At 64.0% G+C, this 24,739-nt stretch carries 20 protein-coding genes; 9 read left to right on the top strand and 11 right to left on the bottom strand.

Going from position 1 to position 24,739, the window contains the following annotated elements; genetic code table 11:
- The coding region (locus ACODS9_RS14735) for a transposase (protein ID WP_489094220.1) at positions 1–146 on the bottom strand (146 nt) is incomplete at its 3' end.
- Positions 147–945: 799 nt separating this feature from the next.
- Between ACODS9_RS14735 and ACODS9_RS14740 the strand changes: the two genes are divergently transcribed.
- Positions 946–1,320 (top strand): DUF2784 domain-containing protein, encoded by a 375-nt coding sequence (locus ACODS9_RS14740; RefSeq protein WP_401110650.1) that lies wholly within the window; start codon positions 946–948, stop codon positions 1,318–1,320.
- Here ACODS9_RS14740 and tam read toward each other — a convergent pair.
- Both tam and ACODS9_RS14750 read right to left on the bottom strand, forming a co-directional pair.
- A complete protein-coding gene (gene tam, locus ACODS9_RS14745) occupies positions 1,297–2,073 on the bottom strand; it encodes a trans-aconitate 2-methyltransferase (protein ID WP_489094139.1) in 777 nt (258 codons plus the stop codon). The two genes, ACODS9_RS14740 and tam, sit on opposite strands and share 24 nt — an antisense overlap.
- 144 nt (positions 2,074–2,217) lie before the next feature.
- Positions 2,218–3,627, bottom strand: a complete 1,410-nt coding sequence (locus tag ACODS9_RS14750) for an amino acid permease (protein ID WP_102685408.1) — start codon at positions 3,625–3,627, stop codon at positions 2,218–2,220.
- A gap of 438 nt (positions 3,628–4,065) precedes the next feature.
- Here ACODS9_RS14750 and ACODS9_RS14755 point away from each other — a divergent pair, with 438 nt between their 5' ends.
- Positions 4,066–5,508, top strand: a complete 1,443-nt coding sequence (locus ACODS9_RS14755; protein ID WP_401110655.1) for an aminotransferase-like domain-containing protein — start codon at positions 4,066–4,068, stop codon at positions 5,506–5,508.
- Between the two features lie 150 nt (positions 5,509–5,658).
- Here ACODS9_RS14755 and ACODS9_RS14760 read toward each other — a convergent pair whose 3' ends face one another.
- From ACODS9_RS14760 to ACODS9_RS14775, 4 genes are all read right to left on the bottom strand, one after another.
- Entirely contained in the window at positions 5,659–6,861 is a 1,203-nt protein-coding gene (locus ACODS9_RS14760) for an alpha/beta hydrolase (protein WP_489094140.1), read from the bottom strand.
- A gap of 485 nt (positions 6,862–7,346) precedes the next feature.
- The gene (locus ACODS9_RS14765; RefSeq protein WP_489094141.1) at positions 7,347–8,372 is read right to left on the bottom strand and encodes a histone deacetylase family protein; all 1,026 of its coding nucleotides are present in this window, start codon (positions 8,370–8,372) and stop codon (positions 7,347–7,349) included.
- Positions 8,372–9,613 (bottom strand): Zn-dependent hydrolase, encoded by a 1,242-nt coding sequence (locus tag ACODS9_RS14770; RefSeq protein WP_489094142.1) that lies wholly within the window; start codon positions 9,611–9,613, stop codon positions 8,372–8,374. The genes ACODS9_RS14765 and ACODS9_RS14770 overlap by 1 nt, the downstream gene beginning before the upstream one ends.
- Positions 9,614–9,629: 16 nt before the next feature.
- Positions 9,630–10,934 (bottom strand): MFS transporter, encoded by a 1,305-nt coding sequence (locus ACODS9_RS14775; RefSeq protein ID WP_489094143.1) that lies wholly within the window; start codon positions 10,932–10,934, stop codon positions 9,630–9,632.
- Positions 10,935–11,118: 184 nt separating this feature from the next.
- Between ACODS9_RS14775 and ACODS9_RS14780 the strand changes: the two genes are divergently transcribed.
- Positions 11,119–12,036, top strand: coding sequence for a LysR family transcriptional regulator (locus ACODS9_RS14780; protein ID WP_489094144.1), 918 nt, complete (start codon positions 11,119–11,121; stop codon positions 12,034–12,036).
- Between the two features lie 8 nt (positions 12,037–12,044).
- Here ACODS9_RS14780 and ACODS9_RS14785 read toward each other — a convergent pair whose 3' ends face one another.
- The 3 genes from ACODS9_RS14785 to ACODS9_RS14795 all read right to left on the bottom strand — a co-directional run bounded on the left by ACODS9_RS14785 (position 12,045) and on the right by ACODS9_RS14795 (position 13,384).
- Positions 12,045–12,329, bottom strand: a complete 285-nt coding sequence (locus tag ACODS9_RS14785; protein WP_489094145.1) for a type II toxin-antitoxin system RelE family toxin — start codon at positions 12,327–12,329, stop codon at positions 12,045–12,047.
- Positions 12,319–12,564: a type II toxin-antitoxin system Phd/YefM family antitoxin gene (locus ACODS9_RS14790; protein WP_489094146.1), complete on the bottom strand. Its 246-nt coding sequence runs from the start codon at positions 12,562–12,564 to the stop codon at positions 12,319–12,321. Before ACODS9_RS14790 ends, ACODS9_RS14785 begins: the two co-directional genes overlap by 11 nt.
- Positions 12,565–12,643: 79 nt before the next feature.
- Positions 12,644–13,384, bottom strand: a complete 741-nt coding sequence (locus tag ACODS9_RS14795) for a hypothetical protein (RefSeq protein WP_401110673.1) — start codon at positions 13,382–13,384, stop codon at positions 12,644–12,646.
- Positions 13,385–13,748: 364 nt separating this feature from the next.
- On the opposite strand from ACODS9_RS14795, the gene ACODS9_RS14800 reads away from it, so the two are divergent.
- Both ACODS9_RS14800 and ACODS9_RS14805 read left to right on the top strand, forming a co-directional pair.
- Entirely contained in the window at positions 13,749–17,144 is a 3,396-nt protein-coding gene (locus ACODS9_RS14800; protein ID WP_489094147.1) for an Ig-like domain-containing protein, read from the top strand.
- A gap of 170 nt (positions 17,145–17,314) precedes the next feature.
- Positions 17,315–18,271: an SCO family protein gene (locus ACODS9_RS14805; RefSeq protein WP_489094148.1), complete on the top strand. Its 957-nt coding sequence runs from the start codon at positions 17,315–17,317 to the stop codon at positions 18,269–18,271.
- Positions 18,272–18,357: 86 nt separating this feature from the next.
- On the opposite strand, the gene ACODS9_RS14810 is transcribed toward ACODS9_RS14805, so the two are convergent.
- A complete protein-coding gene (locus tag ACODS9_RS14810; protein ID WP_111533119.1) occupies positions 18,358–18,798 on the bottom strand; it encodes a hypothetical protein in 441 nt (146 codons plus the stop codon).
- 179 nt (positions 18,799–18,977) lie between these two features.
- Here ACODS9_RS14810 and ACODS9_RS14815 point away from each other — a divergent pair, with 179 nt between their 5' ends.
- The 4 genes from ACODS9_RS14815 to ACODS9_RS14830 all read left to right on the top strand — a co-directional run bounded on the left by ACODS9_RS14815 (position 18,978) and on the right by ACODS9_RS14830 (position 24,693).
- A complete protein-coding gene (locus ACODS9_RS14815) occupies positions 18,978–20,255 on the top strand; it encodes a bifunctional O-acetylhomoserine aminocarboxypropyltransferase/cysteine synthase (RefSeq protein WP_489094149.1) in 1,278 nt (425 codons plus the stop codon).
- Between the two features lie 63 nt (positions 20,256–20,318).
- The gene (locus ACODS9_RS14820) at positions 20,319–21,086 is read left to right on the top strand and encodes a hypothetical protein (protein ID WP_489094150.1); all 768 of its coding nucleotides are present in this window, start codon (positions 20,319–20,321) and stop codon (positions 21,084–21,086) included.
- Positions 21,087–21,262: 176 nt separating this feature from the next.
- Positions 21,263–23,017: a flavin monoamine oxidase family protein gene (locus tag ACODS9_RS14825; protein ID WP_489094151.1), complete on the top strand. Its 1,755-nt coding sequence runs from the start codon at positions 21,263–21,265 to the stop codon at positions 23,015–23,017.
- Positions 23,014–24,693, top strand: a complete 1,680-nt coding sequence (locus ACODS9_RS14830; protein ID WP_489094152.1) for an alpha-keto acid decarboxylase family protein — start codon at positions 23,014–23,016, stop codon at positions 24,691–24,693. Before ACODS9_RS14825 ends, ACODS9_RS14830 begins: the two co-directional genes overlap by 4 nt.
- Positions 24,694–24,739: the final 46 nt, after the last annotated feature.

The following is a 24,739-nucleotide window of genomic DNA, read 5'->3' on the forward strand; positions in this document are numbered from 1 at the left end:
GCTGCACCGTGTTGCTCGTAGCCCTTTACCCAGCGGCGTAACAGCGATGGACTCAAGTTATGCTTGAGCGCCACCTCATGAACACTGCGGGCAGAAAGGCACTCTTCGATGAGTACCTGCTTGAGTGCCAGGTTGTATTTCGTCATGGAACACCCTCCGGTTGGGGATCAGGTGTCCAACTTTCGGGGGTCAGTTCAACGGCGGCCTACTTTTCTCGTGGGAAAAGTAGGCAAAACCGTTCGGCTCCGTTCATACGGCCCCTGCGCTTCGCTCCGGGGTTCCCTCGCTCCGTTCTTGCTCCCGGGAGTACCGCGCTGAACGCCCCATCCTGGGGCGCAGCGCTTGACGGCCCTCCATGGCCGTCACCTCCCTTCGCAAGAACTCCGCTCGGCCTCCTGAAGTCGCAATTTGTGGTGCCTGAACTATCGCGCGCTTAGAAGCAAGAGCAAGAGCAAGAGCAAGAAATGCAAAGTTATTTAATTAAAGTTTAGTTATACATTGACTGTGCCGGCTATTTCGCAGGTATACAGCGGCTGGCTGCGTTCGAGAGATTAACTAATTACTCAACTAGCGACAGCAGCGCCAGTTCAGGCGCCGCCCGTAACTTCGCGACTTCAGGAGGCCGAACGCAGGTCTTGCGGAGGGAGGTGACGGGCATGGATGCCCGTCAAGCGCTGCGCCCCAGGATGGGGCGTTCAGCGCGGTCCTCCCGGGAGCAAGGCCGGAGTGAGGGAACCCGGAGCGAAGCGGAGGGCCGGATGAATGGAGCGCAACGGCTTTGCTTACTTTGGCCAAGACCAAAGTAAGCCGCCGTAAGGGCGGAAAGGTGACTATGCGTCGACATAGCAAATGAATGCGCATACAACTATCAAAACAATTAACCAAACTCAGGAACAAAAAAACATGACAAACTAACCCATCTCCCCCAGCAAGGCCCCACCCACCATGTTCCACCGCCTGGCCGCCGACACCCTGGTCCTGTTCCACCTCTCGTTCATCCTGCTCGTCCTGTTCGGCGGCCTGCTGGTGCTCTGGCGCCGCCGCGCCCTGCTGATCCACCTCCCCGCCCTCGCCTGGGGCCTGGCCGTGGAAGGCCTGCACTTGGAGTGCCCCCTGACCGACTGGGAAAACCACCTGCGTAAAGCCGCCGGCGACGCCGGCTACCACGGCGGTTTCGTCGAACACTACATCTGGCCCGTGATCTACCCCGCCGGCCTGACCCCACAGATCCAGCTGTGGCTGGGCACCATCGTGCTGGCGCTCAACCTCGGCATCTACACCTACGTGCTCTGGCGCCTAACGCGTAGCCACCACAAATAGCCGCGGGAACGGCAACAACACCCGACCGTCGCTGGCCGCCGGATAGTCCTGCTGCATGGCCTGCAGATACAACTGCAGAAAACCCACCTGCTCCTGCTCATCCAGCCGCGCCAGGTAAGGCCGTAACGCTGAGCCCTTGAACCACTCCACCACCGCCTCGGCGCCACCGATCAAGGGGTGGTGATAGGTGGTGCGCCACACATCCACCCGCGCGCACAAAGGGCTGAGCAAATCGTAATAGAACCCCGCGTTGTGCCGCGGCGGCAAGCTGAAGTCAGCGAACTTGTCGGCCCAAGGTCCTTGGCTGGCAATCTCGCGCAAGCGGCGATGAGCCGGCTCGTCGAGGTTGTCCGGCGTCTGCACGGCCAGGCTCGCACCCTCGTTCAGCTGCCGTACCAGATGCGGATACAGGCTGGCATGGTCCGCCACCCACTGCAGCGAAGCGTTGGCGAGAATCAGGTCCTGAGGTACCTGGGCCGCCCAGCCGGCGATCTCGCCAATCTCGCAACGCACCCGTGGAATGCTCAAGCGTGGCCGCTGCCGGGCCTTGTCGACCATGTCCGGATCGCTGTCCAGGGCGACGACCTGCGCATCGGGGCAACGTTGCAGCAACACTTCGGTGGAGTTGCCCGGACCGCAGCCAAGATCGGTGGCGTGGCGCACCGGGCGCGTCGGCACGGCAGCAAGCAGGTCACGTACGGCACGGGTGCGTTCGTCTTCGAACAGCGAATACTGGGTGGCGGACCAGGACATGAGACGACTCCTTGTAGGGCAATTGCGTGCAGCATAAGCCATGTCGGCACCACACATCGTAGGGATGATCCGATTGGCGCAGGCGAAAACGAAAACGGCCGGTCCCTTGACGGGGACCGGCCGTTGCGCGAGGCGCTACCGCATTCAGTGACGCTTGGCGGTACGCATCTGGTGCACCACACCCATGACCACCACGATGGCCGCAGCGATGCCGGTGGAGATCACCAGGATCTGGTAGTCAGGCATGAAGGCCATGGTCACCAGCGCCGCCACGATGAACACGATCACCAGGTAGGTCAGCCACGGGAACAACCACATCTTCAGGCGCACTTCCTTGCCCTCGGCCACCAGCTTGCGGCGCATGCGCAGCTGCGAGAAGGCGATCACCAGGTACACCAGCAAGGCGATCATGCCGGTGGTGTTCATCAGGGTTTCCAGCACGTCTTTCGGGCGCAGGGTGTCGCTGAAGTTGATCAGCGCGCAGAACACCGCCACCAGGCACGAGCCGATGATCGCGTTTACCGGCACGCCGGTGCCGGTGCGGGTGAACTTGAACAGGCGCGGCGCGTCGCCACGCTGGGCCAGGGAGAACAGCATGCGCGAGGCGGTGTAGTGGCCGGAGATCAGGCAGCTGCTCACCGAAGTCAGCACCACGAAGTTCATCAGCAGCTCGGCGTACGGCACGCCCAGCAGCTCCAGGGTGCGACGGTAGGCGCCATAACCGGAGACGCCCAGGTGCGGGTCGTTCCATGGCACCAGGCAGACGATCAGGAAGATCGAGCCGACATAGAACAGGCACACCCGCCAGACCACCGAGTTGGTCGCCTTGACGATCTGGGTGGCCGGGTCCTTCGCTTCGGAGGCGGCGATGGTGACGATCTCGGCGCCGAGGAAGGCGAACATCACCCCCAGCAAGGCGCCGATTACCGTGGTGATGCCGTTGGGCATGAAGCCTTCGGCGGTCAGGTGGCTGATGCCGCGCACCTCGCCGAACTGCCAGACGTTCATCACCGCGGCGGTGCACACCACCAGGAAGCAGACGATCGCCACCACCTTGATCAGCGCGAACCAGAACTCGAACTCGCCGTAGTGCTTGACGTTGAAGAAGTTGACGGTGATCAGCAGCAGGGTCGTGGCCAGCACGAACACGTTGACGCTCACGTCGGGGAAGAAGCCGTGCAGGATCTTGCCCGCCACATAGGCCTCCCAGGCCATGAGGATCACCCAGTACCACCAGTACAGCCAGCCGATGGTGAATCCGGCCCAGCGGCCGATGGCGCGGTCGGCGTAGGTGGAGAACGAGCCGGTGTCCGGCGAGGAAGTCGCCATTTCACCCAGCATGCGCATGATCAGCACCACCAGGATGCCGCCGGCCAGGTAAGCCAGGACAGCAGCCGGGCCGGCGCTGTGGATCACGCTGCCGGAACCGACGAACAAGGCGCCGCCGATCACCCCGGCGATGGACATCATCGTCAGGTGGCGCGACTTGAGCGAGGCACTGAGCTTGCTCTCGTGCCCATCCTTCGCGGTGGTGGATGTGGATGTTGCGTCCATCAGTTATTTACCCCGTGCTTCTTTTTATCCAAGGAAAAACTGTGAAACCCCGATGGTTATCGGTCTCACCTGTACATCAGTGCTACTGCGGGCAGGGAGGTGTGCGCGAGCACACGCAGGCCATCCGTGGCGGCCTGCTTACGCGGCCAGAGGCGACCCTCTGGACGAACTGAACCATGCTGGGGACGGACGAGCAGCGTCCGGCCACGCGGGAAGAAGGTGCGAGGCGGACCTCGACGGTAAAGCAGCGATGTTGTGATTATTCATGGCGCTGTCATGTGCTGTGTTGGCTATATCTGACACGTAATGTAAAAATGTCGAACACATTGAGCCATGCACAGCGGCATGAAAAACGCACTGCACTGTACAGGCCGCCGATGCAATACACCCGCTGTGCCCCGCAGGCGCCTGGCGTCCCGCACACCTGAAGGCCCCCGAATGCTCCAGCTACATCCGGACTCCTCCACCCCGCTGGTCAACCAGATCATCGACGGCTTGCGCGCGCTGATCGACGACCAGACCCTCAAGCCCGGGGCGAAGGTCCCGTCGATCCGGGCGTTCGCCTCGACCTACTCGGTGAGCACCTTCACCGTGGTCGAGGCCTACGACCGCCTGGTGGCCCAGGGGTTGCTGGTGAGCAAGGGCAATGCGGGCTTCTTCGTCAATCGTGCGGCGAACGAGCTGCTGGACAAGCACAGCGTCGAGGCCGATACCAGCCGCCCCACGTTCAACTCTGAGTGGTACCTGCAGCAGATCTTCGAGATCCGCCAGCTGCCGTTCAAACCGGGTTGCGGCTGGCTGCCCAACGATTGGATGTACGAGGAAGGCTTGCGCCGAGGCCTGCGTCAGGTCGCCGGTAGCCCGCTGGAGCTGTCCGGCTACGGCGACCCCATGGGCCTGCCGGAATTGCGCGCATTGACTGCGCAGAACCTGCAGCAAGAACTGTCAATCGTCGCCAACCCGGCGCAACTCATGCTCACCCACGGTGCCAGCCAGGCCCTGGACCTGGCCGTGCGCACCCTGGTGCGCCCCGGCGACGTGGTGCTGGTGGACGACCCCGGCTACCCCAACCTGATGAGCATCCTGCGCACCCAGGGTGCCACCCTGGTGGGCGTGCCGCGCACCCCGGCCGGCTATGACCTCGACCAGCTCGAGCGCCTGCTGGCCCACCACCGCCCCACGGCCTTCTTCACCCAGCCGCACCTGCACAGCCCGACCTGCTCGCGCACCCCGCTGGCACAGCTGCACCGCCTGCTGCAGCTGGCCAGCCAGCATGGCTTCCGCCTGGTGGAGAACAACCTCTACGCCGACATGATCGCCGACCCGCTGCCCTGCCTGGCGAGCCTCGACCACCTGCAGCAAGTGGTGTACGTGGGCAGCTATTCGAAAAGCATCTCGCCCAACGTGCGCGTCGGCTACCTGCTGGCCAACCCCGAGCTGACCCAGCAACTGCTGCACCTGAAGATGCGCTCGGGCCTGACCACCTCGCAGGTGATGGAGCGGGTGGTGTACGCCGCGATCATCGACGGCCGCTGGCGCAAGCACCTCAAGCGCCTGCGCCAGCGCCTGGCCGAGGCGCACCAGGAAGTGGGCCGGCACCTGCATCGGCTGGGTTTCGAGCTGTTCATCGAATCGGATGAGGGGATGTACATCTGGACCCGCCATCCGGCCATCCCCGACAGCGCCGCGCTGCTCGACGATGCGCTGGAGAAAGGCATCATGCTCGGGCCCGGGCAGTTGTTCATGGTCGATGCCAAGGCTACCGGGTGGATGCGCTTCAACGTGGCGTTCAGTACCGACCCGGCGATGTGGGAGTTGCTGGAGAAGGTGTTGGTGAAGCATGTGCGCCGGGGCGCAACTCAAGGCAAGTCACGCATGTAGAGATTTGACCGTTCCTTGCGGCACAATCATGTCGAACGCAATACGGATTCCGCCCCGTTGTGATTGGCCTGGTCAGTGCCACCCACACATGCGTGGAGCCTCACGCCGTTGAAAAAGCGAGAGGCTTAGCCAGCCTGGCCGCGGCTACCATCAAGGTTTGATATACCAGTATTTATCCGGCGGCACGCCAATCGATTCCAGACCGGATCTTTTATCCGGAGGGGGAGCCCCACGAAAAAGATAGTGCATATCCGTGATGATTGTTCTTGTATTACTAAAATATGAATGACCTACCAAATCTGTGTCCACCTTGGACGCATCAATCGTATCCATGCCATCCACAACAACAATACCCTTGCCTGACTCGCCCGCTCGCGAATATCCATGAATCATCTTTGACGCACGAAGCGCCTTGTCATTTGATGACGCATAAAGAGTAAAGCTCCGCCCTTGCGAAACCAGCTTCGGTGCAATATCGCGTCTGAAAACCTCTGCGTCGATATCCGGTGCAGCCAAAATAAGCCCTTTGATCTTTTGCACGAGCTCAGGACGCTCAGTGCTCAACGCTGCAAGTGCCCGGGTCAGCCCCCGAGTTCCCATGCTGTGCGCGACCAGGTAAACATGCGTAGCTTTCGTTTTCTCCATGAAGTCTCTAAGGAAGTCTTTGATATCGAGCTCCGCCCACTCGATATTCCTCTCATCCACGGTGTACGACTGATACTTGGCTCTGGAGGGCCAACTGAAGAACACCGGAACGCCAGAGAATTGCAAATCGTCCGCCATTTGCGCTGTACGCCTGGCTGCGTCCACGAAGGACACATTGTAGCCGTGTACGAAAATCAACGCAGACTGTTCAGGCGTGGCACTAATGTCACTGGCGATACCCTCAAAAAAAGAGGCTGCCGGCTCGAGCTCTGTGCGCAACACAACCACGTGTTTCCTGGGGTCTTCAGTGAACTCCCACTTCAATAAAGAGGGGGACTCTATCTCGCCAATTCGGTGGACAGAAGGAATACTTACATGGCAGGAGCCGTAGCTCATGGTGCCTGGTTCCCCGCCAAATACCTCGTCAGAGGTAGCATCGACCGCTCGCCTGTCGGTAGCGTAGCGCACCCGGACCACCTTGTATTTTGCTGGCTGGAAACTTTTTGCAAACCCTGCCATAGCGCCGGCTGTATAGAGCGCACCATTTTTCTCACTACCTGCAGAAAGAAGGGTTTGAGACAAAATAGAGTGAATACCCTGTGATGAATCGACCCTCAGAATTCCTTGGTCCTTTACGGGTGTTTGGCAACCGATCAAGCTCACTGACCAGATCACGGCCACCCCTAGTTTGAACAACCTGTACGCCATTCGCTGCTCCATAAGTCCATCTGCTCCATCCCTTCGGCGCCCCTCCAAGGGGCTCGGACCACGCTGATATTTCGATACCCTGACGCGGTGGAGTCATGCTTGCACGACATCCGGCAGTCGAGCTTGCCGTCACATGAGACGTGGGCAAAGCATCTCCCGATCTCATTCGATTAAAGAGATCATGACGCAAGAATGCAAACAATAGCAGTCGATTTCGGGAGATAGATCCCTCCATTGATCGTGAAGGGATACGCAGGATTATAGGAATGTGCCAACAGAATCCGTCCAGACCCTGTAAGTGAGGCCACTGACAATGCATCCCAGACATTCCGGAGAGTATTGAAGGGATGTCTGAAACCGCAGCCAAATCTCTACTTGCCAATCGTAAGCGCAATGAATCTATAGCACCGGACAGCGTTCTGCAGGCACGGGCCAACTGCATTGATTCGACGTGAAGCAGCCGTTGGCACATACCCTTATTGGCACTACTCTGTAGTCCAGCGACATTGAGTAAAAAACGCCCGCGCATTCGCCTCCAGGCTCTCCAGGTGGTACCCACCTTCCTGCACGATCAGGCATGGTAAACGCAACCCACGAATCTGTTCACCCAGCCGGGCGAACCCTTCGGTAGTCACCGCCACCTTGCTCTGCGGGTCCAGCTCGTAGATATCGAAGCCCAGCGAAAGCACCAGCACCTCGGCGCCGAAGTCCTTCAGCGCTTGCAACGCAACCTCCAGCTGCGCCATGAAGTCCGCTTCACTCGCCCCGTGGGCCATCGGCAGGTTGAGATTGCAGCCCTCGCCTACTCCGCTGCCGCGCTCGTCGGCAAAGCCCGCCACTCCTGGATAGAAATTGGTCGGGTCGCCATGCACCGAGACGTACAGCACGTCGTCCCGCTCGTAGAAAATCTCCTGGATGCCCTGCCCGTGGTGCATGTCGGTATCCAGGATCGCCACGCGCTGGTAGCGGCTACGCAATACCTGCGCTGCGACGGCGGCGTTGTTGAGGTAGCAGAAGCCACCGGCGGCATCGTACCGAGCATGGTGCCCCGGCGGACGGCACAGGGCATAGGCGGCGGGTTCGCCGTCAAGGATGGCCTGTGCCCCGGCGACGGCGCTCTGTGCCGACCAGTAAGCGGAGCGCCAGGTATGCTCCCCCACCGGGCAGCTGCCATCGGCCAGGTAGCGCCCGGCCTGGGCAAGAATGCCGCGCAGGGCGTTGGGTTCGCGGACGAAGATGTTGGACATCACCTCGTCGCCCCAGTCCTCGGGCACCTCCTTCCAGCGCGCATGAGCTTCTTCGAGGAACGCCAGGTAGGCTTCGCCATGCACCGCCTTGAGCGGTGCAAGGCCGGCATCCTCGGGCTTGCGGATATCGAAGCCAAGGTCCTTGGCGGCCTGCAACAGGCGCTGGGCGCGCTCGGGGACTTCCTGCGGGGTGCGCATGGCGCCGCGCGAATAGTAGCTGCGCGGGTGGTGGAGCAGTTGTTCAGGGTGGAAATAGCAGCGCATCAGGCTTCTCCTTCGACAACCTGGCCGGCACGTGCCAGCACGGCGTTGAGCAATACATCGGCGCCCTGACGGGCATCCTCGGGCAGCACATCCTCGGCTTCGTTGTGGCTCAGCCCACCGACGCAGGGGATGAACACCATCGCCGTGGGGCAGTAGCGCGCCAGCAGGATCGCGTCATGGCCGGCGCCGCTGACGATGGACTGCTGGCTGTAGCCCAGGCCATCCACCGCTTGCTGCACGGCGGCCACGCAGTCGGCGTCGAAGGGCGTGGCCGGGCTGACCCAGTGGCGTTCGATGCGTACCGCCAGGCCACGCTGGCCGGCGATGGCCTGCAACTGCAGACTGATATCGCGCTCCATGGCGTCGATGGCCTCGTCGCGGTGATGGCGCAGGTCGAGGGTGAAGCGCACCAGGCCGGGAATGGTGTTGCGCGACGACTTGGCGATGCTCAGCTCACCCACCGTGGTCAGTCCCTCGGGGGCGAAATCGCTGGCCAGTTGTTCGATGGCCTGGACCATCCGTGCCACGCCGTACAAGGCGTCCTTGCGCAGCTTCATCGGCGTGGTGCCGGCATGCGCGGCCATGCCTTCGACGGTGACGTCGAGCCAGCGGATTGCCTGGCCGCCGCTGACCACACCGATGCTCCTGGCGTTGTCCTCGAGGATCGGGCCCTGTTCGATATGCGCCTCGAAATAGGCGTCAAGCTTGCCGCCCAACGGGCGCTGGCCGGCATAACCGGTGCGCGCCAGTTCATCGGCGACGCTGATACCGTCGGCATCACGGATCGCCAGGGCCTGGGCCAGCGGCAAGGTGCCGGTGAACACTGCCGAACCGAACATGGCCGGGGTGAAGCGGGCGCCCTCCTCGTTGGTCCACACCGCGATTTCCAGCGGTTTGCGGGTACGGATACCCAGGTCGTTCAGGCGGCGCACCACTTCCAGCCCGGCCAGCACGCCGTAGACGCCGTCGAAACGCCCGCCCTCTGGCTGGGTGTCGAGGTGACTGCCCATCATCACCGGCGCGGCGTGCGGGTCGCTGCCTTCGCGGCGGGCGAACAGGTTGCCGATGGCATCCACGCTCAGGCTCAGCCCGGCCTCGCGGCACCAGCGGCCGAACAGTTCACGCCCGGCCTTGTCCTCGTCGCTCAGGGCCAGGCGGCAGCTGCCGCCGCGGGCGGTGGCGCCGATTTCGGCCATGGCCATCAGGCTCGCCCACAGGCGATCGCCATTGCTTTTCAACATTGCGGATACTCCAGATTCAGGCCAGCTCGAGCTGCCGGCCAAGGGCGTAGCGGCGCGCCAGCGCCAGTACGCAGACCAGGGAAGTGCAGGCGATCAGGCTGTAGAAGACCGCCATCGGCCACCATTGGCCGCTGAAACTGTGGGCCAGCCAGGTACCGATCAACGGGGTCAGGCCACCGGCGATGGCGCCACACACCTGATAGGCCAGGGAGATGGCGGTGTAGCGCACGCGGGTGTCGAACATGCCGCTGACATAGCCAGCGATCACCGCGTAGAACGACGCCATGCAGGCCGCCGCCAGGGCGATGCCGAGCACGATCAGCGGGCCTTCGCCGCTGCTCACCAGCACGAACATCGGGTACGGCGAGGCCATCGCCAGCAGCGCCATCAGGGCCAGGAAGCGCGTGGCGCCAAGCCGCTCCGACAGCCACGCTGCCAAGGGCTGCACGCAGAACTGGATGATCGCCACGAAGAACAGGCATTCGAGGATCAGCGAGCGCTCCAGGTGCAACTGCTGGGTGGTGTAGCTGATCATGAAGGTATTGGTGAAATAGACCCCGGCGATGCCCAGGGTGTTGGCGCCGATGCACAGCAGCAGCGGCCGCCAGGCGCTGCGCAGCACTTCCAGTACCGGTGCCTGCTCCTTGCGCCGGCTCTGCTCGGCCTGCTCGCGGCTGGCGAGGAACTCGGGCGACTCATTGACCCCCAGGCGGATTGCCAGGCCCACCAGCAGCAACAGCGCGCTGGCCAAGAACGGCACGCGCCAGCCCCAGCTCATCAGGTCTTCTTCCGGCAGGCGGGTGACCGCGCTGAACGCCAGCAGCGACAGGATCAGGCCTGCCGGGCTACCCAGTTGGGCGAACGAGGCGAAGAAGTTGCGCCGACCCTTGGGCGCATGCTCCCCGGCCATCAGCACCGCCCCACCCCACTCGCCACCCACGGCGATACCCTGGACCACGCGCAACAGGATCAGCAGTACCGGCGCGCTGGCACCGATCTGCGCGTAGGTCGGCAGCAGGCCGATGGCGACGGTGACCACGCCCATCATCAGCAAGGTGATGATCAGCGATTTCTTGCGCCCGATACGGTCGCCGATATGGCCGAAGATGATGCCGCCCAAGGGCCGGGCGAAGAAGCCCACGGCAAAGGTGCCGAAGGCAGCCATGGTGCTGAACAGGCTGTTGTCGGAGGGGAAGAACAAGGCACCGAACACCAGCGCGGCGGCAGTGGCGTAGATGTAGAAGTCGTACCACTCGATCATGGTGCCGATGAACGCGGCGGCAGCGGCACGGCGCGGTTGTGGCGAAGCGGCGGGCTTCATGGGGTGGCTCCTTTGGTTGTTTTTCTGGCAGGAGTGGTTCGGGTCACGGTGGCGCTCTGGCGGCGCCTGGGTCGGGCTCCACGAAGGGGCCCGCACTGCTGGAGATCATTCATCGCGGGCGCCTATAATTCAATTTTCTATTTATTATTCGAACTATTAACCACGCTTATCATCGAGCCCGACCATGCCCGACCGCCTGCTCAACGACCGCCTCGACTGGAATCTGCTGCGCACCTTCCGCGTCATCGGCCAGGAACTGTCGATCAGCCGCGCCGCCGCCCGCCTGCACCTCACCCAGCCCGCCGTGAGCCAGGCGCTCAAGCGCCTTGAAGAGCAACTCGGGCGCCAGCTCATCGCCCGCCGTGGGCCGCGCTTCGTGCTGACCGAGGTGGGCGAGCAGCTGTTCCAGCTGGCCGGCGAGGTGTACGGGCAGATGTCGCAGATCGGCGGCCTGCTGGAGCAGCCGGCGGACGAACTGGTGGGCAAGGTGCGCCTGTTGATGATCAGCCGTATCGTCAGCGAACGCTTCGACGACTTCCTCGCCGACTTCCACCGCCAGCACCCGCGGGTAGAGCTGGAGATCGACGTGATGCGCAGCTCCGACATCGTCGCCGCCCTGCAGGAAAAAACCGCCACCGCTGGCCTCAGCCTCAACCGCCGGCCCCAGCCACGGCTGGAGCAGCGGTTGTTCCTGCGCCAGCGCTACGCGTTCTTCTGCGGCAAGCACCACGCGCTGTTCGGTCAGGTGGAAGGCGACCTGCAGCGGGAGAATTTCGTCAGTTTCACCAGCGACCAGATTGGCGGCATGCTCTCGCCGCTGACCATCTTCCGCGACCAGCAGGGCTTCGCCGGGCGCATCGTCGCCTCGTCGCCGAGCCTGGAAGAAGTGCGCCGCCTGGTGATCGCCGGCTTCGGCATCGGCTGCCTGCCCGAGCATGTGGTGGCGCCGGATGTGGACGCAGGGTTGTTGTGGAAACTGCCGCCGCAGGAGGGGATTGCCGACGTCGATATTCACCTGTTGTGGAACAGGGACCAGCGCATGAGCCGGGCGGAAAGGCTGTTCATCGAGGCCTTGCTGTCTGCCGCCACACCTGTGATCTAGCGGCAATCCTATAGGCGAACAGCGGCCGAGCGGTAGGCTTGCCCACGCTCGCGCTTGCCTATCGCCACGACCACGACAACTACCCGATCATCCTCGACGCGGTAGACCACCCGATAACCGCTGGCCTTGAGCTTGATCTTGAAATGGTCAGGCAAATCACGCATTGCATCCGTCCCAACCCTGGGGGAGAGCAGACGCTCCTTGAGTTTTCTCCTGGCTTGCTCGCGGACGGTGTGCCCCAGCTTCTTCCATTCTTTCAGCGCCGAAGGCAGAAACTCGAGCTTATAAGTCATCCAGTTCGACCGGGATGCCTTTCTCTCCCGCACGCGCCTTTACCAATGCCGCAAGTTCCATGTCTTCCAGTCGCTCCATCATCTCCTCGTAGAGTTCAGCGGGCACCATGTAACCCATGACGCGATTATGGTTGAGAACGGCCACCGGCTTCCCCTGCGCATCGGCCATCACCGCCGTAGGATTTTTCTTTAGTTCCGAGACGCTGACGGTCACGTCGGCAAAGATGTTCTGCATATCGATCGCCCTCATTCAAGAGCCATAGATTGGTCTGAATTCAGGTCTTTTTCAAGCCGGCGCACCATAGGCTTATCGCCTACAGGCTATGCGATACCCCGGCGACCCGTGCCCGCCCCAACCAGATATACGCCAGCGCCAGCAACCCCAGCCCCAGCGCGGCGAACACCGCCACCACCACCTGACTGTAACGCGCCAGCAGCGCCGGGAACCCCGTCACTTCACGAACCACCTGGATATCGGCACTGCCATCGGCATCGCGAATACTGATCCCAGCCTGGCGGATCTGCGAATAGTCAGCGTCGAAGTACACCCAGACCTTGCTCTCGCTTACCCCGTCAATGGCCGGCAGGTCGATGCTGCTGGTCGGCGTCGGCACCAGCGTGTCGTTGCCGGCCGCATCGCGCACCTGCACCAGCCCCTTGGCCGGCAGGCGAATGTGCACGGCCTTGAGCGGTACACGGGCGGGGTTGGACAGCTCGATGAGCAGACCGGTGCGGTGGTCCACCAGGCCGGCCTCGAAGGGCCTGGCGAACAGGTGCAGATACGGCGCTTGGGCCAGGTCAACCAGCTTGTCGATCTGCGGGTGGCTGAGGGCCCCTGCGCCGATCTCGCTGATCTGGGAATGCAACCGCTCGTACTTGAGCAGGTCGTTGGCCTGGCTGATGCGCTCGTTGAACTGGCCCGGGTAGGTGAGATGGGCGTAGGTCAGGCGCGCCTGCAGGCGGTCGTCGTCGCGCAACGCCATATAGAACGTGGCGGCGACGGCAACCAGGGCCAGCAGGCCCACCAGGGATTTACCGACTTTTTCCCAACTCACCGTGAAGGTTCCTTGTTTGATGGGCGTGACGAGACGCAAGGCAGGCAAGGGTGCCAAGAACACCGGTTGCGGGCAAGGCCTGGCTGCCTGTGGCGAAACTATCGCGGGGCAAGCCCGCGACAGGAGCCTAGCCCACCTCGTGTTCGAGAAGTGGGGAGCATTCCCCACCCAGCCCTGGGTGTCTATCCCCAGGTTTGTGGCAACTGCCCGAGCGTGTCTCACTCGCACCTTTGCAACATCTTGAAACACGTGGCGTTTAGCCATTTGCCGATTGGCACAGCGGTTGCTGACCCCTGTTCAAGGCACATCGCCACTTATCGCAGTGGCAACAGATGCCAACCTGCACAACACGGGGCACACGGCAATGAAGAAACCAGCTGCAACATCGACCCAGGTGTTCAGGTTGTCCTCCGTCACGGCGTTGCTGCTCAGCCTCGGGCTGGCCAGCGCGTTCGCCGGGTCGCTGGACGACGTGAGCCAACCACCACCCACCGACCCCTCGGCCTTCAGCGACCCGGCCGCCGACCCAGTGGCCCAGGCCGCCGCACTGGAAGCCTTGAAGTCGATGCCCGAGGCCAACGAAGGGTCGCTGGAACTGAGCAACGGTGCCTACGGCACCCGCGCCACGGTGACCAGCAACAACGTGCTGCCCCCCACCCTGCAGACTTCACGCAAATACCCCACCAACGGCAAGCCCAGCCCGTTGTTCGGCGCCGAGCCGTTCACCCAGCAACTGCTGCTGTTCGAAGAATTCGGCCCGGAGAAGCTCGACCCGGCCACCCCGCCCTACAGCCTGACCTTCCCGCCCCCCGTGATCGGTGCCGCGCCCGCGCAGGACCCGGACTACGCCGCGCGCAGCAGCCCCAACGGCAATGCCCTGGAGGCGTTCCTCACCCAGCCGGGGCTGACACCGTTCCCGTCGCAGTACGCCAACGTGCTCGACCGCAACCCGTGGAAGGCGCAGATCGAGATGTTCCTTAACCGCAGCGGGGTCGGTTCGCCCGCCGAAGGCCGCCCGCCAGGAAAAGGCTGGTCGCACCAGCGCTGGAACGAGTTCTACCCCCAGGCCGCATTCAAGACCGCGCAGGCCGGCGCGCGCATCAACCAGGGCCTGCGCGACCGCAAGCAACTGCACAACTACGCCCGGGGCGAATTCGCCCCGGGCGGGCTGTACTACCAGACCTCCGACATCCCCACCACCCTGGGCACCACCAAGGGCATCGATACCCGCTTCCATCCGAAGATGCCCTTGCAGGGCCACAAGGCGCTGTGGACCTTCGACGGTACCTTCCCGGTCAAGCTGCTGATGGTGCGCTATGGCCAGCCGGTGCTGATGCGCCACTACAACGCCCTCCCGATCGACCCCTCGGCCAACAACGGCTTCGGCCTGCACACCATCTCCACCCACGAGCACAACGGCCACTCGCCGGCCGAGAGCGACGGCTTCGCCAACGCCTACTTCTTCCCCGGCCAGTACTATGACTACCGCTGGCCGATCCAGCTGGCCGGCTACGACACCATCAACACCCGCGCCCAGGACCCGCGCGCCGCCTTCCCCTGCGCGCCGGGCGAAACCCTGTACGTCAACGATGCCTCCCCGGGCCTCAAGACCTGCGAGAACGGCAGCATCAAGATCCGCGGCGACTGGCGCGAGACCATGAGCACCCACTGGTTCCACGACCACATGCTCGATTTCACCGCGCAGAACGTCTACAAGGGCAACGCGGTGATGATGAACTACTACTCGGCCATCGACCGTGGCAACGAGGCCCTGCAGGACGGCGTCAACCTGCGCTTCCCCAGCGGCGCGGCGATGCCGTGGGGCAACCGCGACTACGACGTCAACCTGGTTATCGCCGACAAGGCGTGGGACGCCAACGGCCAGTTGTGGTTCAACCCGTTCAACACCGACGGCTTCCTCGGCGACCAGATCCTGGTCAACTGGCAGTACCAGCCCAAGCTCAAGGTGCGCGCGCGCAGCTATCGGTTCCGCATTCTCAACGGCTCGGTGTCGCGCTACTTCAAGTTTGCCGTGGTGCGTGAAATCGCCGGCAACAGCGGCGAGTTCAAAGGCCCGAGCGGCTCCAACGTCTCCTATGCCCGCGTGCCGTTCCACATGATCGCCAACGACGGCAATATCATGGAACACGCCGTGCCGTTCGACGGCACCCTCGACCTCAACGGCGACGGCAGCCTGCAGGACAACAACGCCATCCTGCCGCTGCAAGGCATCGCCGAGCGCTACGACATCATCATCAATTTCGCCAAGAATGGGATCAAGGTCGGCGACAAGCTGTACTTCGTCAACCTCATGGAGCACGACACCGGCAAGGGCCCGAAACAACCCATATCCCTGGCCGACGTGTTGTCGGAGAAGTACAAGGCGGTGATCAAGCAGACCAGCAAAGGCCCGGAATGGGATGGCGGCGACCCGGTGGTCGGCAAGTTCATGCAGTTGATCGTGCAGCCCTATACCGGCCAGGACCTCAGCATGGATCCGAGCCTGTATGAACCGGCCAAGCCCGGCAAAGCGGCCGGACTGGTGATGATCCCCCTGTCAATCGACCGCAACAGCGCCAGTGACCAGACCAAGATCAAGGCCGCCCGCCACCGCGAGTTCATCTTCGGCCGCTCCGACGGCACCGACAGCACCCCCTGGACCATCAAGACCGACGGCGGCTTCGGCTACACCATGGATCCACGGCGCATCAGCGCCGCCCCGCAACTGGCCAACGAGGCCACCGACGGCGGCTTCAGCGGCGACGGCACCCTGGAAGTGTGGAAGATCAAGAACGGTGGCAATGGCTGGAGCCACCCGGTGCATGTGCACTTTGAGGAAGGAGTGATCCTCAGCCGCGACGGCAAGGCCCCGCCGGAATGGGAAAAATGGGCGCGCAAGGACGTCTACCGCATCGGCCCGGACAGCGACTCTTCGGAAGAAGTGGAAATGGCCATCCGCTTCCGTGAGTTCGCCGGCACCTACATGGAACACTGCCACAACACCCAGCACGAAGACACCTCGATGCTGCTGCGCTGGGACCTCGAGCACCCCGGCCAGTTCCAGATGATGCCGACGCCATTGCCTGGCTGGGATGGCGTGGAGTATGTCAACTCCGCGGCCCTGCCGACCTTCCGCACCTCGAGCAGCGGCTCGGGCAACGACAGCAACAAGCCGCCGGTGGCGGTCAACGACAGCGCCGCGACCATGGCCGGCAGGCCGATCGTGCTCAACGTGCTGGCCAACGACACCGACCCCGACGGCAACCTGCCGCTGAGCGTCAGCAGCCTGGCCCAGCCCGACTCCGGCCAGGGCACGGTCAGCAGCAACGGTACCCAGGTCACCTACACCCCACCGGCCACCGTCGCCACGGCGTTCACCGCCAGCTTCACCTACGCCGCACGCGACGCCAAGGGCCTCGAATCCCTGGCCCCGGCCACGGTGAGCATCGCGGTTTCGCCCGCAGTGCCGATGGACGAGATCCAGGTCAGCAGCGCTTCGGTGCAGTTGCGCAGCAACAGCCGCTGGACCTGGGAGGTTTCCGGTACCACCTCGGTAGCCGCCGGCAACAGCATCCGGGTGACCAGCAACACCACCAGCGGGCCGCTCGACCTGGGCCTGGCGACGTTGAGCGCCAGCGGCTCCGGAGCGCGCTGGAAACTGTCGGTGACCACTACCGGCAGCGGACCGGCCTCGCCACCGGCGGTAACGGTCAAGTCAGCGCTGGGGCAGAGTGTGACGGTACCGTTGAGTATCAAGTGACGTCGTGCAAGGGGCCGCTGCGCGGCCCTTTCACCGCGGTTCGTCGCCACGACAAGCCGGCTCCCACAGTTGCTGTGCATGCCTTGTGATCGGCGCTGTACATGTGGGAGCTGGCTTGCCAGCGATGGCCTGCATCGCAGGCCCCATCAGATATCCAAGAGGGTAAGACCATGCCCCACACCTGGCGCCTGCTGCTCCCCCTGCTGATCATCCTCAGCCTGCCCTGCGCCCTGCCCCCGACCAGCGCCAGCGCTGACCCCGACACCCCCTGGGGTGCCAACTACTTCCCCAACATTCCCTTGCTCACCCAGGACGGCCGCCAGGTCCATTTCTTCGACGACCTGATCAAGGACAAGGTGGTTGCCATCAATTTCATCTTCACCGGCTGCGGCGACTCCTGCCCGGTGGAGACCGCCCGCCTGCGCCAGGTACAGAAGCTGCTGGGCGAACGCGTCGGCCAGGACATCTTCATCTACTCGATCAGCATCGATCCCTACAACGACACGCCCGCCACCCTGAAGCGCTACGCGGAAAAATTCGCCATCGGCCCCGGCTGGACCCTGCTCACCGGCGAGGCCGCCGACATCGAACAGCTGCGCCGCAGCCTGGGCCTGTACATCGAAGGCCTGGAGAATGGCCGCAGCAAGGACCACAACCTCAGCCTGATCATCGGCAACCAGGCCACCGGCCGCTGGATGAAAGCCTCGCCCTTCGAAAGCCCGTACATCCTCGCCGACCGCCTGGCCAACAGCCTGCACAACTGGAAAACCGCCAGCGCCCAGCCCCGCGACTACACCCAGGCCCCCGACATACGCCCGCCCAGCAAAGGCGAGCAACTGTTCAGGACTCGCTGCTCGTCGTGCCACACCTTGGGCGACGCCGAGCCAGGCGCCACCCACGGCATCGGCCCGGATCTGCTGGGGGTGACCCGGCAACGGGATGAACTGTGGTTGAAGCGCTGGCTGATGGAGCCTGATCGGATGCTCGCGGAGAAAGACCCGTTGGCGATGCTGCTGTTCACGCAGTACAACCAGTTGGCGATGCCCAACATGCGATTGGGGGAAACCGAGGTGGCCGCCTTACTGGGGTATCTGGACGAAGAAACCACTCGGCTGAATGGGCAGTAGATGCCTGCTGGCGGCCACCCTGCAGCGCTTGCCAAGCGTTGTATCCGGCATCCAGAGGGATGCGCGCTCGATGGCACTGCACACCGTCACGATTGCGACCAGAGCGGCCAGGCGAGCAGAAAACCGGCCAGGCTCAGGCACAGAATGATCCAACCGATATAAATGGGCGGCGCGGCGCCCGTACGCTGCCTGACCCCGCTGGACACCCTGATGACCGGCGCAGTGCCCAGCGTGATCAACGCCTGCAATGCCATAAGCAGGCCAGGCTGCGCAGGCTGGTAGTACCAGGCGCCCAACAACAAGGCAAAACCGGCGAAGGCAATGACCATCCAGCCCCAGCCAACCAAGTGGATCAATGCCAGCAGCAGTAGCCGCTGAGCGTCATCCAGATCGCGCCAGCTACGCGAAAGCGCCACGCTGTGATAGGGCATGAACTGTTTGCGCGTGCTGTAGACCACGCCGACAAACAGAACGAGCAGCAAGGCGGCGCCGTAGAAAGACGATGAAGCGACCATCAGGGTCGACATGGCATGGCTCCTGAGCGTGCACCGCCCACATGGCCAGGTGCATGCGCCGATGATCGCGCAGGCTTCCCACCGGCAACTACTGGCAAAACTGCCAGGTCCTCTCACCTTGGCCCCTTGACCAGCGCGTCCAGCCCACTCCATGCTCGACCGCTTCCACCCCACGCTCAAGGAATGACCGCATGAAGCTGGAAACACTCGCCATCCACGCGGGCTTCAGCCCCGACCCGACCACCAAGGCGGTGGCCGTGCCGATCTACCAGACCACCTCGTTCGCTTTCGATGACACCCAGCACGGCGCCGACCTGTTCGACCTCAAGGTCGCCGGCAATATCTACTCGCGCATCATGAACCCCACCAACGATGTGCTCGAGCAGCGCATGGCCGCCCTCGAAGGCGGGGTTGGCGCGCTTGCAGTGGCTTCGGGCATGGCCGCCATCACCTACGCCATCCAGACCGTCGCCGAGGCCGGCGACAACATCGTCTCGGTGGCCAAGCTGTACGGCGGTACCTACAACCTGCTGGCCCACACCCTGCCGCGCCAGGGCATCACTACCCGCTTCGCCGCCCACGACGACATCGCCGCCCTCGAGGCACTGATCGACGATCGCACCAAGGCAGTGTTCTGCGAGTCCATCGGCAACCCTGCCGGCAACATCGTCGATATCGCCGCGCTGGCCGAGGCCGCCCACCGCCACGGCGTGCCGCTGATCGTCGACAACACCGTGGCCACGCCAATCCTCTGCCGCCCGTTCGAGCACGGCGCCGATATTGTCGTGCACTCGTTGACCAAGTACATCGGCGGCCACGGCACCAGCATCGGCGGCATCGTCATCGACTCGGGCAAATTCCCCTGGGCCGATCACAAGCAACGTTTCGCCCTGCTCAATACTCCCGACCCGTCCTACCACGGCGTCACCTACACCGAAGCCTTCGGCCCCGCCGCCTTCATCGGCCGCTGCCGCGTGGTGCCGCTGCGCAACACTGGCGCCGCGCTGTCGCCATTCAACGCCTTCCTGATCCTGCAAGGCCTGGAGACCCTGGCCCTGCGCATGGAGCGGCATACCGAAAACGCGTTCAAGGTTGCCCGCTACCTGCAGGAACACGACCAGGTGGCCTGGGTGAAATACGCAGGCCTGCCCGATCACCCCGAGCACCAACTGGCCCAGCGCTACACCGGCGGCAAACCGGCCTCAATCCTGTCGTTCGGCATCAAGGGCGGCCAGGCCGCCGGAGCGCGCTTCATCGATGCACTGCAACTGGTGGTGCGCCTGGTGAACATCGGTGACGCCAAGTCGCTGGCCTGCCACCCCGCCTCCACCACCCATCGCCAGCTCAACGACGAAGAGCTGGAAAAGGCCGGCGTGCCACGGGACATGGTGCGCCTGTCGATCGGTATCGAGCACAGCGACGACATCATCGCCGACCTTGCCCAGGCCCTGGAGGCCAGCCGCGGCTGATCCACCCGCGCCCCACCCAATGCCGACGGCGGGCGCCCCCTTGCAGAACCGGAACCGCGCGCAATGACCCTCTTCTACCTGAAACTCCTCGTCACCCCGCTGCTGATGTGGGCCATCTCACTCGCTTCACGGCGCTGGGGCGGCCTGCTCGGCGGCTTGCTGTCCGGCCTGCCGATCACCTCGGCGCTGGTGATGACCTTCCTGTGCCTGGAGCAAGGCACGGCCTTCGCCCTGGGCGCGGTGCCGGGTGCGCTGGGTGGGCTGGCGGCCGTGCAGGCCACCTACACCTTCTACCTGTTCGCCACACGCAAGCTCGGCATCGCTGCGGCGGTATCGCTGGCGATCCTGTTCTATGGCCTGGCGGCCTATGCTTTCACCCACTGGGGCGGGTTGTACCTGTCGGTCGGCGTGGCGCTGCTGCTGATCGGCGTGCTGATCCGCGCCAGTGGTCGCGAGCCAAGACCCGATACGCTTGCCCAGCCCCGGCACCGCTATTGGGAGATCCCCCTGCGCATGGTGTCCGCCACCGCGCTGCTGATGCTCACCACCAGCTTGGCCAGTTGGCTGGGGCCGGCGACCAGCGGGATGTTGGCGCCGATCCCGGTGATCGCCTGGCCATTGGTGGTGTTCGCCCATGTGCAGGGCGGACGCGTCGGGATGGCGGCGATGGTGCGGGGCAATGCGATCGGGGCGGTGGGGGTGATTGCGTTCTATCTGACGATGGCGGGGTTGCTCGAACACACGGGCGTCGCCATTACCATGCTGGTTGCGATGGCGACCGCCGTTGGCCTGACCATCGCCCTGGCAGCACTGTTGAAAGGGCGTACCTAGCTGCCGCAATCAACGGCACATCGGTATCACGGACATTGACACCCCGTACCGCGTATTGCGCCAGGGCCTGGGCCCGTTCGAAAAATCGATGATGGCAAACTGGCATTCCGCCAAACCTCGACAATACTGGCTCGTCACATGGATTCCTTGCCCACAACAACAAAAAGGATTTTGCGATGAGCCAGCCCCAACCCTTGGACGTCGCCATCATCGGCGGCGGTGTCTCCGGTACCTACAGCGCCTGGCGCCTGCAACAGGCCCACGGCGACAGCATGCGGATCCAGTTGTTCGAATATGGCGACCGCATCGGCGGGCGGCTGTTCAGCGTCAAGCTGCCCGGCCTGCCCAACGTGGTCGCCGAGGTGGGCGGCATGCGCTACATGCCCGGCGCCGACGGCCATGTGATGGTCGACACCCTGGTGCAGCACCTGGGCCTGCCGAGCAAGGACTTCCCCATGGGCAACGAACTGCCCAAGGACGCGCCCATCGGCGCCCAGGACAACCTGTTCTACCTGCGCGGCCAGCGCTTCCGCTTCCGCGACTTCGTCGAGGCGCCGCACAAGATTCCCTACGACCTGGGCTGGACCGAGCGCGGCTACAACCCCGAAGACCTCCAGGTCAACGTGATGAACAGCATCTACCCCGGCTTCGACAAGCTGAGCCTGGCCGAGCAGATGCAGGTACAGGTATTCGGCAAGCCGATCTGGCGCTACGGCTTCTGGGACCTCCTCTACCGCGTGCTGAGCAACGAGGGCTACCAGTTCATGAAGGACGCCGGCGGCTACGAAGCCAACGTCGCCAACGCCAGCGCCGTGACCCAGCTGCCCGCCACCGAGTACAGCGACGCCACCGTGTTCCGCACGCTCAAGGATGGCTTCCAGAGCCTGCCGCTGACCCTGGCCCAGCGCTTCAGCGAACAAGCCGGCGGCCGGGTGCCCGCCGACCAGCGCATCCAGATGAACCGCCGCCTGGCCGCCCTGAGCTACAGCGACGACACCGAGTACCCCTACCGCCTGCACCTGCGCCACACCGAAACCGTCAACGGCAAGACCCACGACCTCGAAGGCGAGGACATCGTCCACGCCCGCCAGGTGATCCTCGCCCTGCCGCGCCGCGCGCTGGAGCTGATCGATTCGCCGCTGTTCGACGACCCGTGGCTCAAGGACAACCTCGGCTCGGTGCTGGTGCAGTCGGCATTCAAGCTGTTCCTGGCCTATGAGCAACCCTGGTGGCGCAACCTCGGCCTGGTGGCCGGGCGTTCGGTCACCGACCTGCCGATCCGCCAGTGCTACTACATGGGCACGGAGTGCGATCAGGCAGGTGGCGAGAACACCTTCAACTCGCTGCTGATGGCCTCCTACAACGACATCGGCACCGTGCCGTTCTGGAAAGGCCTGGAAGACGGCCCCGAATTCATCGGCTACACCCCGCGCAGCCTCGAAGGGCGCATCGCCAACGACGCGGTGGTGCCGCGCACGCAGTTCCAGATCAGCGACGAGATGGTGCGCATCGCCCAGCGCCAGGTCACCCAGCTGCACGCCCAGGTCGAGCTGCCGGCGCCCTACAGCGCCGTGTACCACGCCTGGGACGCCGACCCCTACGGTGGCGGCTGGCACGAGTGGAAGGCCAACTACCGCCTGGACCTGATCATCCAGAAGATGCGCCACCCGGTTAAAGACCAGCAGGTGTTCATCGTCGGCGAGGCGTATTCCTATGGCCAGGGTTGGGTCGAAGGCGCGCTGACCACCGCCGAGTCCGCCCTGCAGGAGTTCTTCGAACTGCCGCGTCCCAACTGGCTGCCGGCCAGCTACCAGTTGCTGCCGACTCCGGCCCCGGAAGAGATCGACTACGCCACCCCGCCCATGCCCGACCACGCGCCGCAGGTGCTCGAAACCATCACCCAGGCCATCTGCGCGGGGGTCAAGCCATGAGCACCTTTACCGTAGCCGACTACCTGCTGACCCGGCTCAAGGAGCTGGGCCTGGACAAGGTGTTCCAGGTGCCGGGGGATTACTGCTCCAGGTTCATGAGCGCGCTGGACGCCTTCGATGGCATCGATGCCGTGGGCGAAGTCTACGAGATGGGCGCCGCCTACAGCGCTGACGGTTACGCCCGGGTACACGGCCTGGGCGCGGTGTCGCTGCAGTACGGGGTGGGCACCTTCAGCGCGGTGAACGCCATCGCCGGCGCCTACGTGGAGCGCAACCCGGTGGTGGTGATCTCCGCCAGCCCCTCGACCAGCGACCGCCTCAAGGCCAATGCCCAGAACGTGCTATTCCATCACTCCACCGGCAACTTCGAGGCCGACCGCAACGTGCTGGAACAGGTGACCGTGGCCTGCGAGATCCTGTCCGACCCGCACCGCGCGCCGTGGCAGATCGACAACGCGCTGATCGCCGCTCTCACCCACCGCCAGCCCATCTACCTGGAGGCCTACCAGGACATCTGGGGCGCCGAGGTCAGCCGCCCCCACGGCCAGCTGACCCCAGCCCCACGCCCGTCCAACCCCCAGGCTTTGCAAAGCCTGGTCGAGGCCAGCGTGCAACGCCTGGCCACGGCGCGCCAGCCGCTGGTGCTGCTGGGCGTGGAGATCATCCGCTACGGTTTGCAGGACGCCGTGCAACGCCTGATCGACAGTTGCGGCCTGCCCTTCTCCACCACCCTCGACGCCAAGACCGTGCTCGACGAAAGCCAGGCGCCGTTCATCGGCACCTACGCCGGCCCCGCCTCGCGCCCGGAAACCTCGGCCCGGGTGGATGCCTGCGACTGCATCCTGGCCATCGGCGTGATCTTCACCGATGACTACCTCGACCTGCTCAAGGCCCGCTATGGCGAAATCGTCCAGGTGAACTGCGAGCTGGCCCGCGCCGGCGCCGACTACTACCCCAACGTGCGCCTGCCCGACTATGTCGAGGCCCTGCTCAAGGCCCTGAAGGTGGACACCCAGTTCCCCCGCCCGGGCACCGCCCTGGCCGCCTCGCGCCCGCTGCTGGGCAGCGGCGCGGTGCCCAGCGCGCTGAGCTATGCGAGCTTCTTCGACAGCCTGGTGAACTTCGCCCAGGAGCATCGCCTGTGGCAGACCAGCACGCTGATCCTCGGCGAAAGCTCGTCGCTGTACGTGGCCAGCAACATCAACGGCATGCCCCGCGGCAGTTTTATCTCCGATGCCATCTGGGGCTCGCTCGGCCACGAGACCGGCTGCGCCCTGGGCGTGGCGCTGGGCAGTGGCCGGCGCCCGGTGGTGGTGGCCGGCGATGGCGGGTTCATGATGGTCAGCCAGTCGCTGGCGGCGCTGGCGCGCAACAAGGTCAATGCCGTGATGTTCGTGATGAGCAACCAGGTGTATGCGATCGAGCAGGCCTTCGTCGACCCTGATGCCTTCACGCCCGAGGGTGAATTCGCGCCGTTCGATACCCTGCCCGCGCTAGACTATACGGCGCTGGCCAGCGGTTATGGCGCGCTGGGGTATCGGGTGGAAACGGTGGACGAGCTGGAACGCTTGCTGCCGCAGTTGCTGATGGTGGTGCAGCGGCCAGTACTGGTGGAGGTGAAGATTGCCGAGAAGGACTTCGCCGAGCAGATCAAACGGCTGGCCGGGGTGAGCTGAGAGGTATCAGCTGCGCTGTTGGTCGCGGGACAAGCCGGCGCCACGC

The organism is Pseudomonas sp. FG36, from assembly GCF_057809275.1.

Coding starts and splice junctions, on each gene's coding strand:
- ACODS9_RS14765 (WP_489094141.1), bottom strand. CDS start 8,372: ATGCGCTGCTATTTCCACCCTGAACAACTGCTCCACCACCCGCGCAGC.
- ACODS9_RS14755 (WP_401110655.1), top strand. CDS start 4,066: ATGCTCCAGCTACATCCGGACTCCTCCACCCCGCTGGTCAACCAGATC.
- ACODS9_RS14800 (WP_489094147.1), top strand. CDS start 13,749: ATGAAGAAACCAGCTGCAACATCGACCCAGGTGTTCAGGTTGTCCTCC.
- ACODS9_RS14820 (WP_489094150.1), top strand. CDS start 20,319: ATGACCCTCTTCTACCTGAAACTCCTCGTCACCCCGCTGCTGATGTGG.
- ACODS9_RS14770 (WP_489094142.1), bottom strand. CDS start 9,613: ATGTTGAAAAGCAATGGCGATCGCCTGTGGGCGAGCCTGATGGCCATG.
- ACODS9_RS14775 (WP_489094143.1), bottom strand. CDS start 10,934: ATGAAGCCCGCCGCTTCGCCACAACCGCGCCGTGCCGCTGCCGCCGCG.
- ACODS9_RS14760 (WP_489094140.1), bottom strand. CDS start 6,861: ATGGCGTACAGGTTGTTCAAACTAGGGGTGGCCGTGATCTGGTCAGTG.
- ACODS9_RS14785 (WP_489094145.1), bottom strand. CDS start 12,329: ATGACTTATAAGCTCGAGTTTCTGCCTTCGGCGCTGAAAGAATGGAAG.
- ACODS9_RS14790 (WP_489094146.1), bottom strand. CDS start 12,564: ATGCAGAACATCTTTGCCGACGTGACCGTCAGCGTCTCGGAACTAAAG.
- ACODS9_RS14810 (WP_111533119.1), bottom strand. CDS start 18,798: ATGTCGACCCTGATGGTCGCTTCATCGTCTTTCTACGGCGCCGCCTTG.
- ACODS9_RS14750 (WP_102685408.1), bottom strand. CDS start 3,627: ATGGACGCAACATCCACATCCACCACCGCGAAGGATGGGCACGAGAGC.
- ACODS9_RS14805 (WP_489094148.1), top strand. CDS start 17,315: ATGCCCCACACCTGGCGCCTGCTGCTCCCCCTGCTGATCATCCTCAGC.
- ACODS9_RS14825 (WP_489094151.1), top strand. CDS start 21,263: ATGAGCCAGCCCCAACCCTTGGACGTCGCCATCATCGGCGGCGGTGTC.
- tam (WP_489094139.1), bottom strand. CDS start 2,073: ATGTCCTGGTCCGCCACCCAGTATTCGCTGTTCGAAGACGAACGCACC.
- ACODS9_RS14815 (WP_489094149.1), top strand. CDS start 18,978: ATGAAGCTGGAAACACTCGCCATCCACGCGGGCTTCAGCCCCGACCCG.
- ACODS9_RS14780 (WP_489094144.1), top strand. CDS start 11,119: ATGCCCGACCGCCTGCTCAACGACCGCCTCGACTGGAATCTGCTGCGC.
- ACODS9_RS14830 (WP_489094152.1), top strand. CDS start 23,014: ATGAGCACCTTTACCGTAGCCGACTACCTGCTGACCCGGCTCAAGGAG.
- ACODS9_RS14740 (WP_401110650.1), top strand. CDS start 946: ATGTTCCACCGCCTGGCCGCCGACACCCTGGTCCTGTTCCACCTCTCG.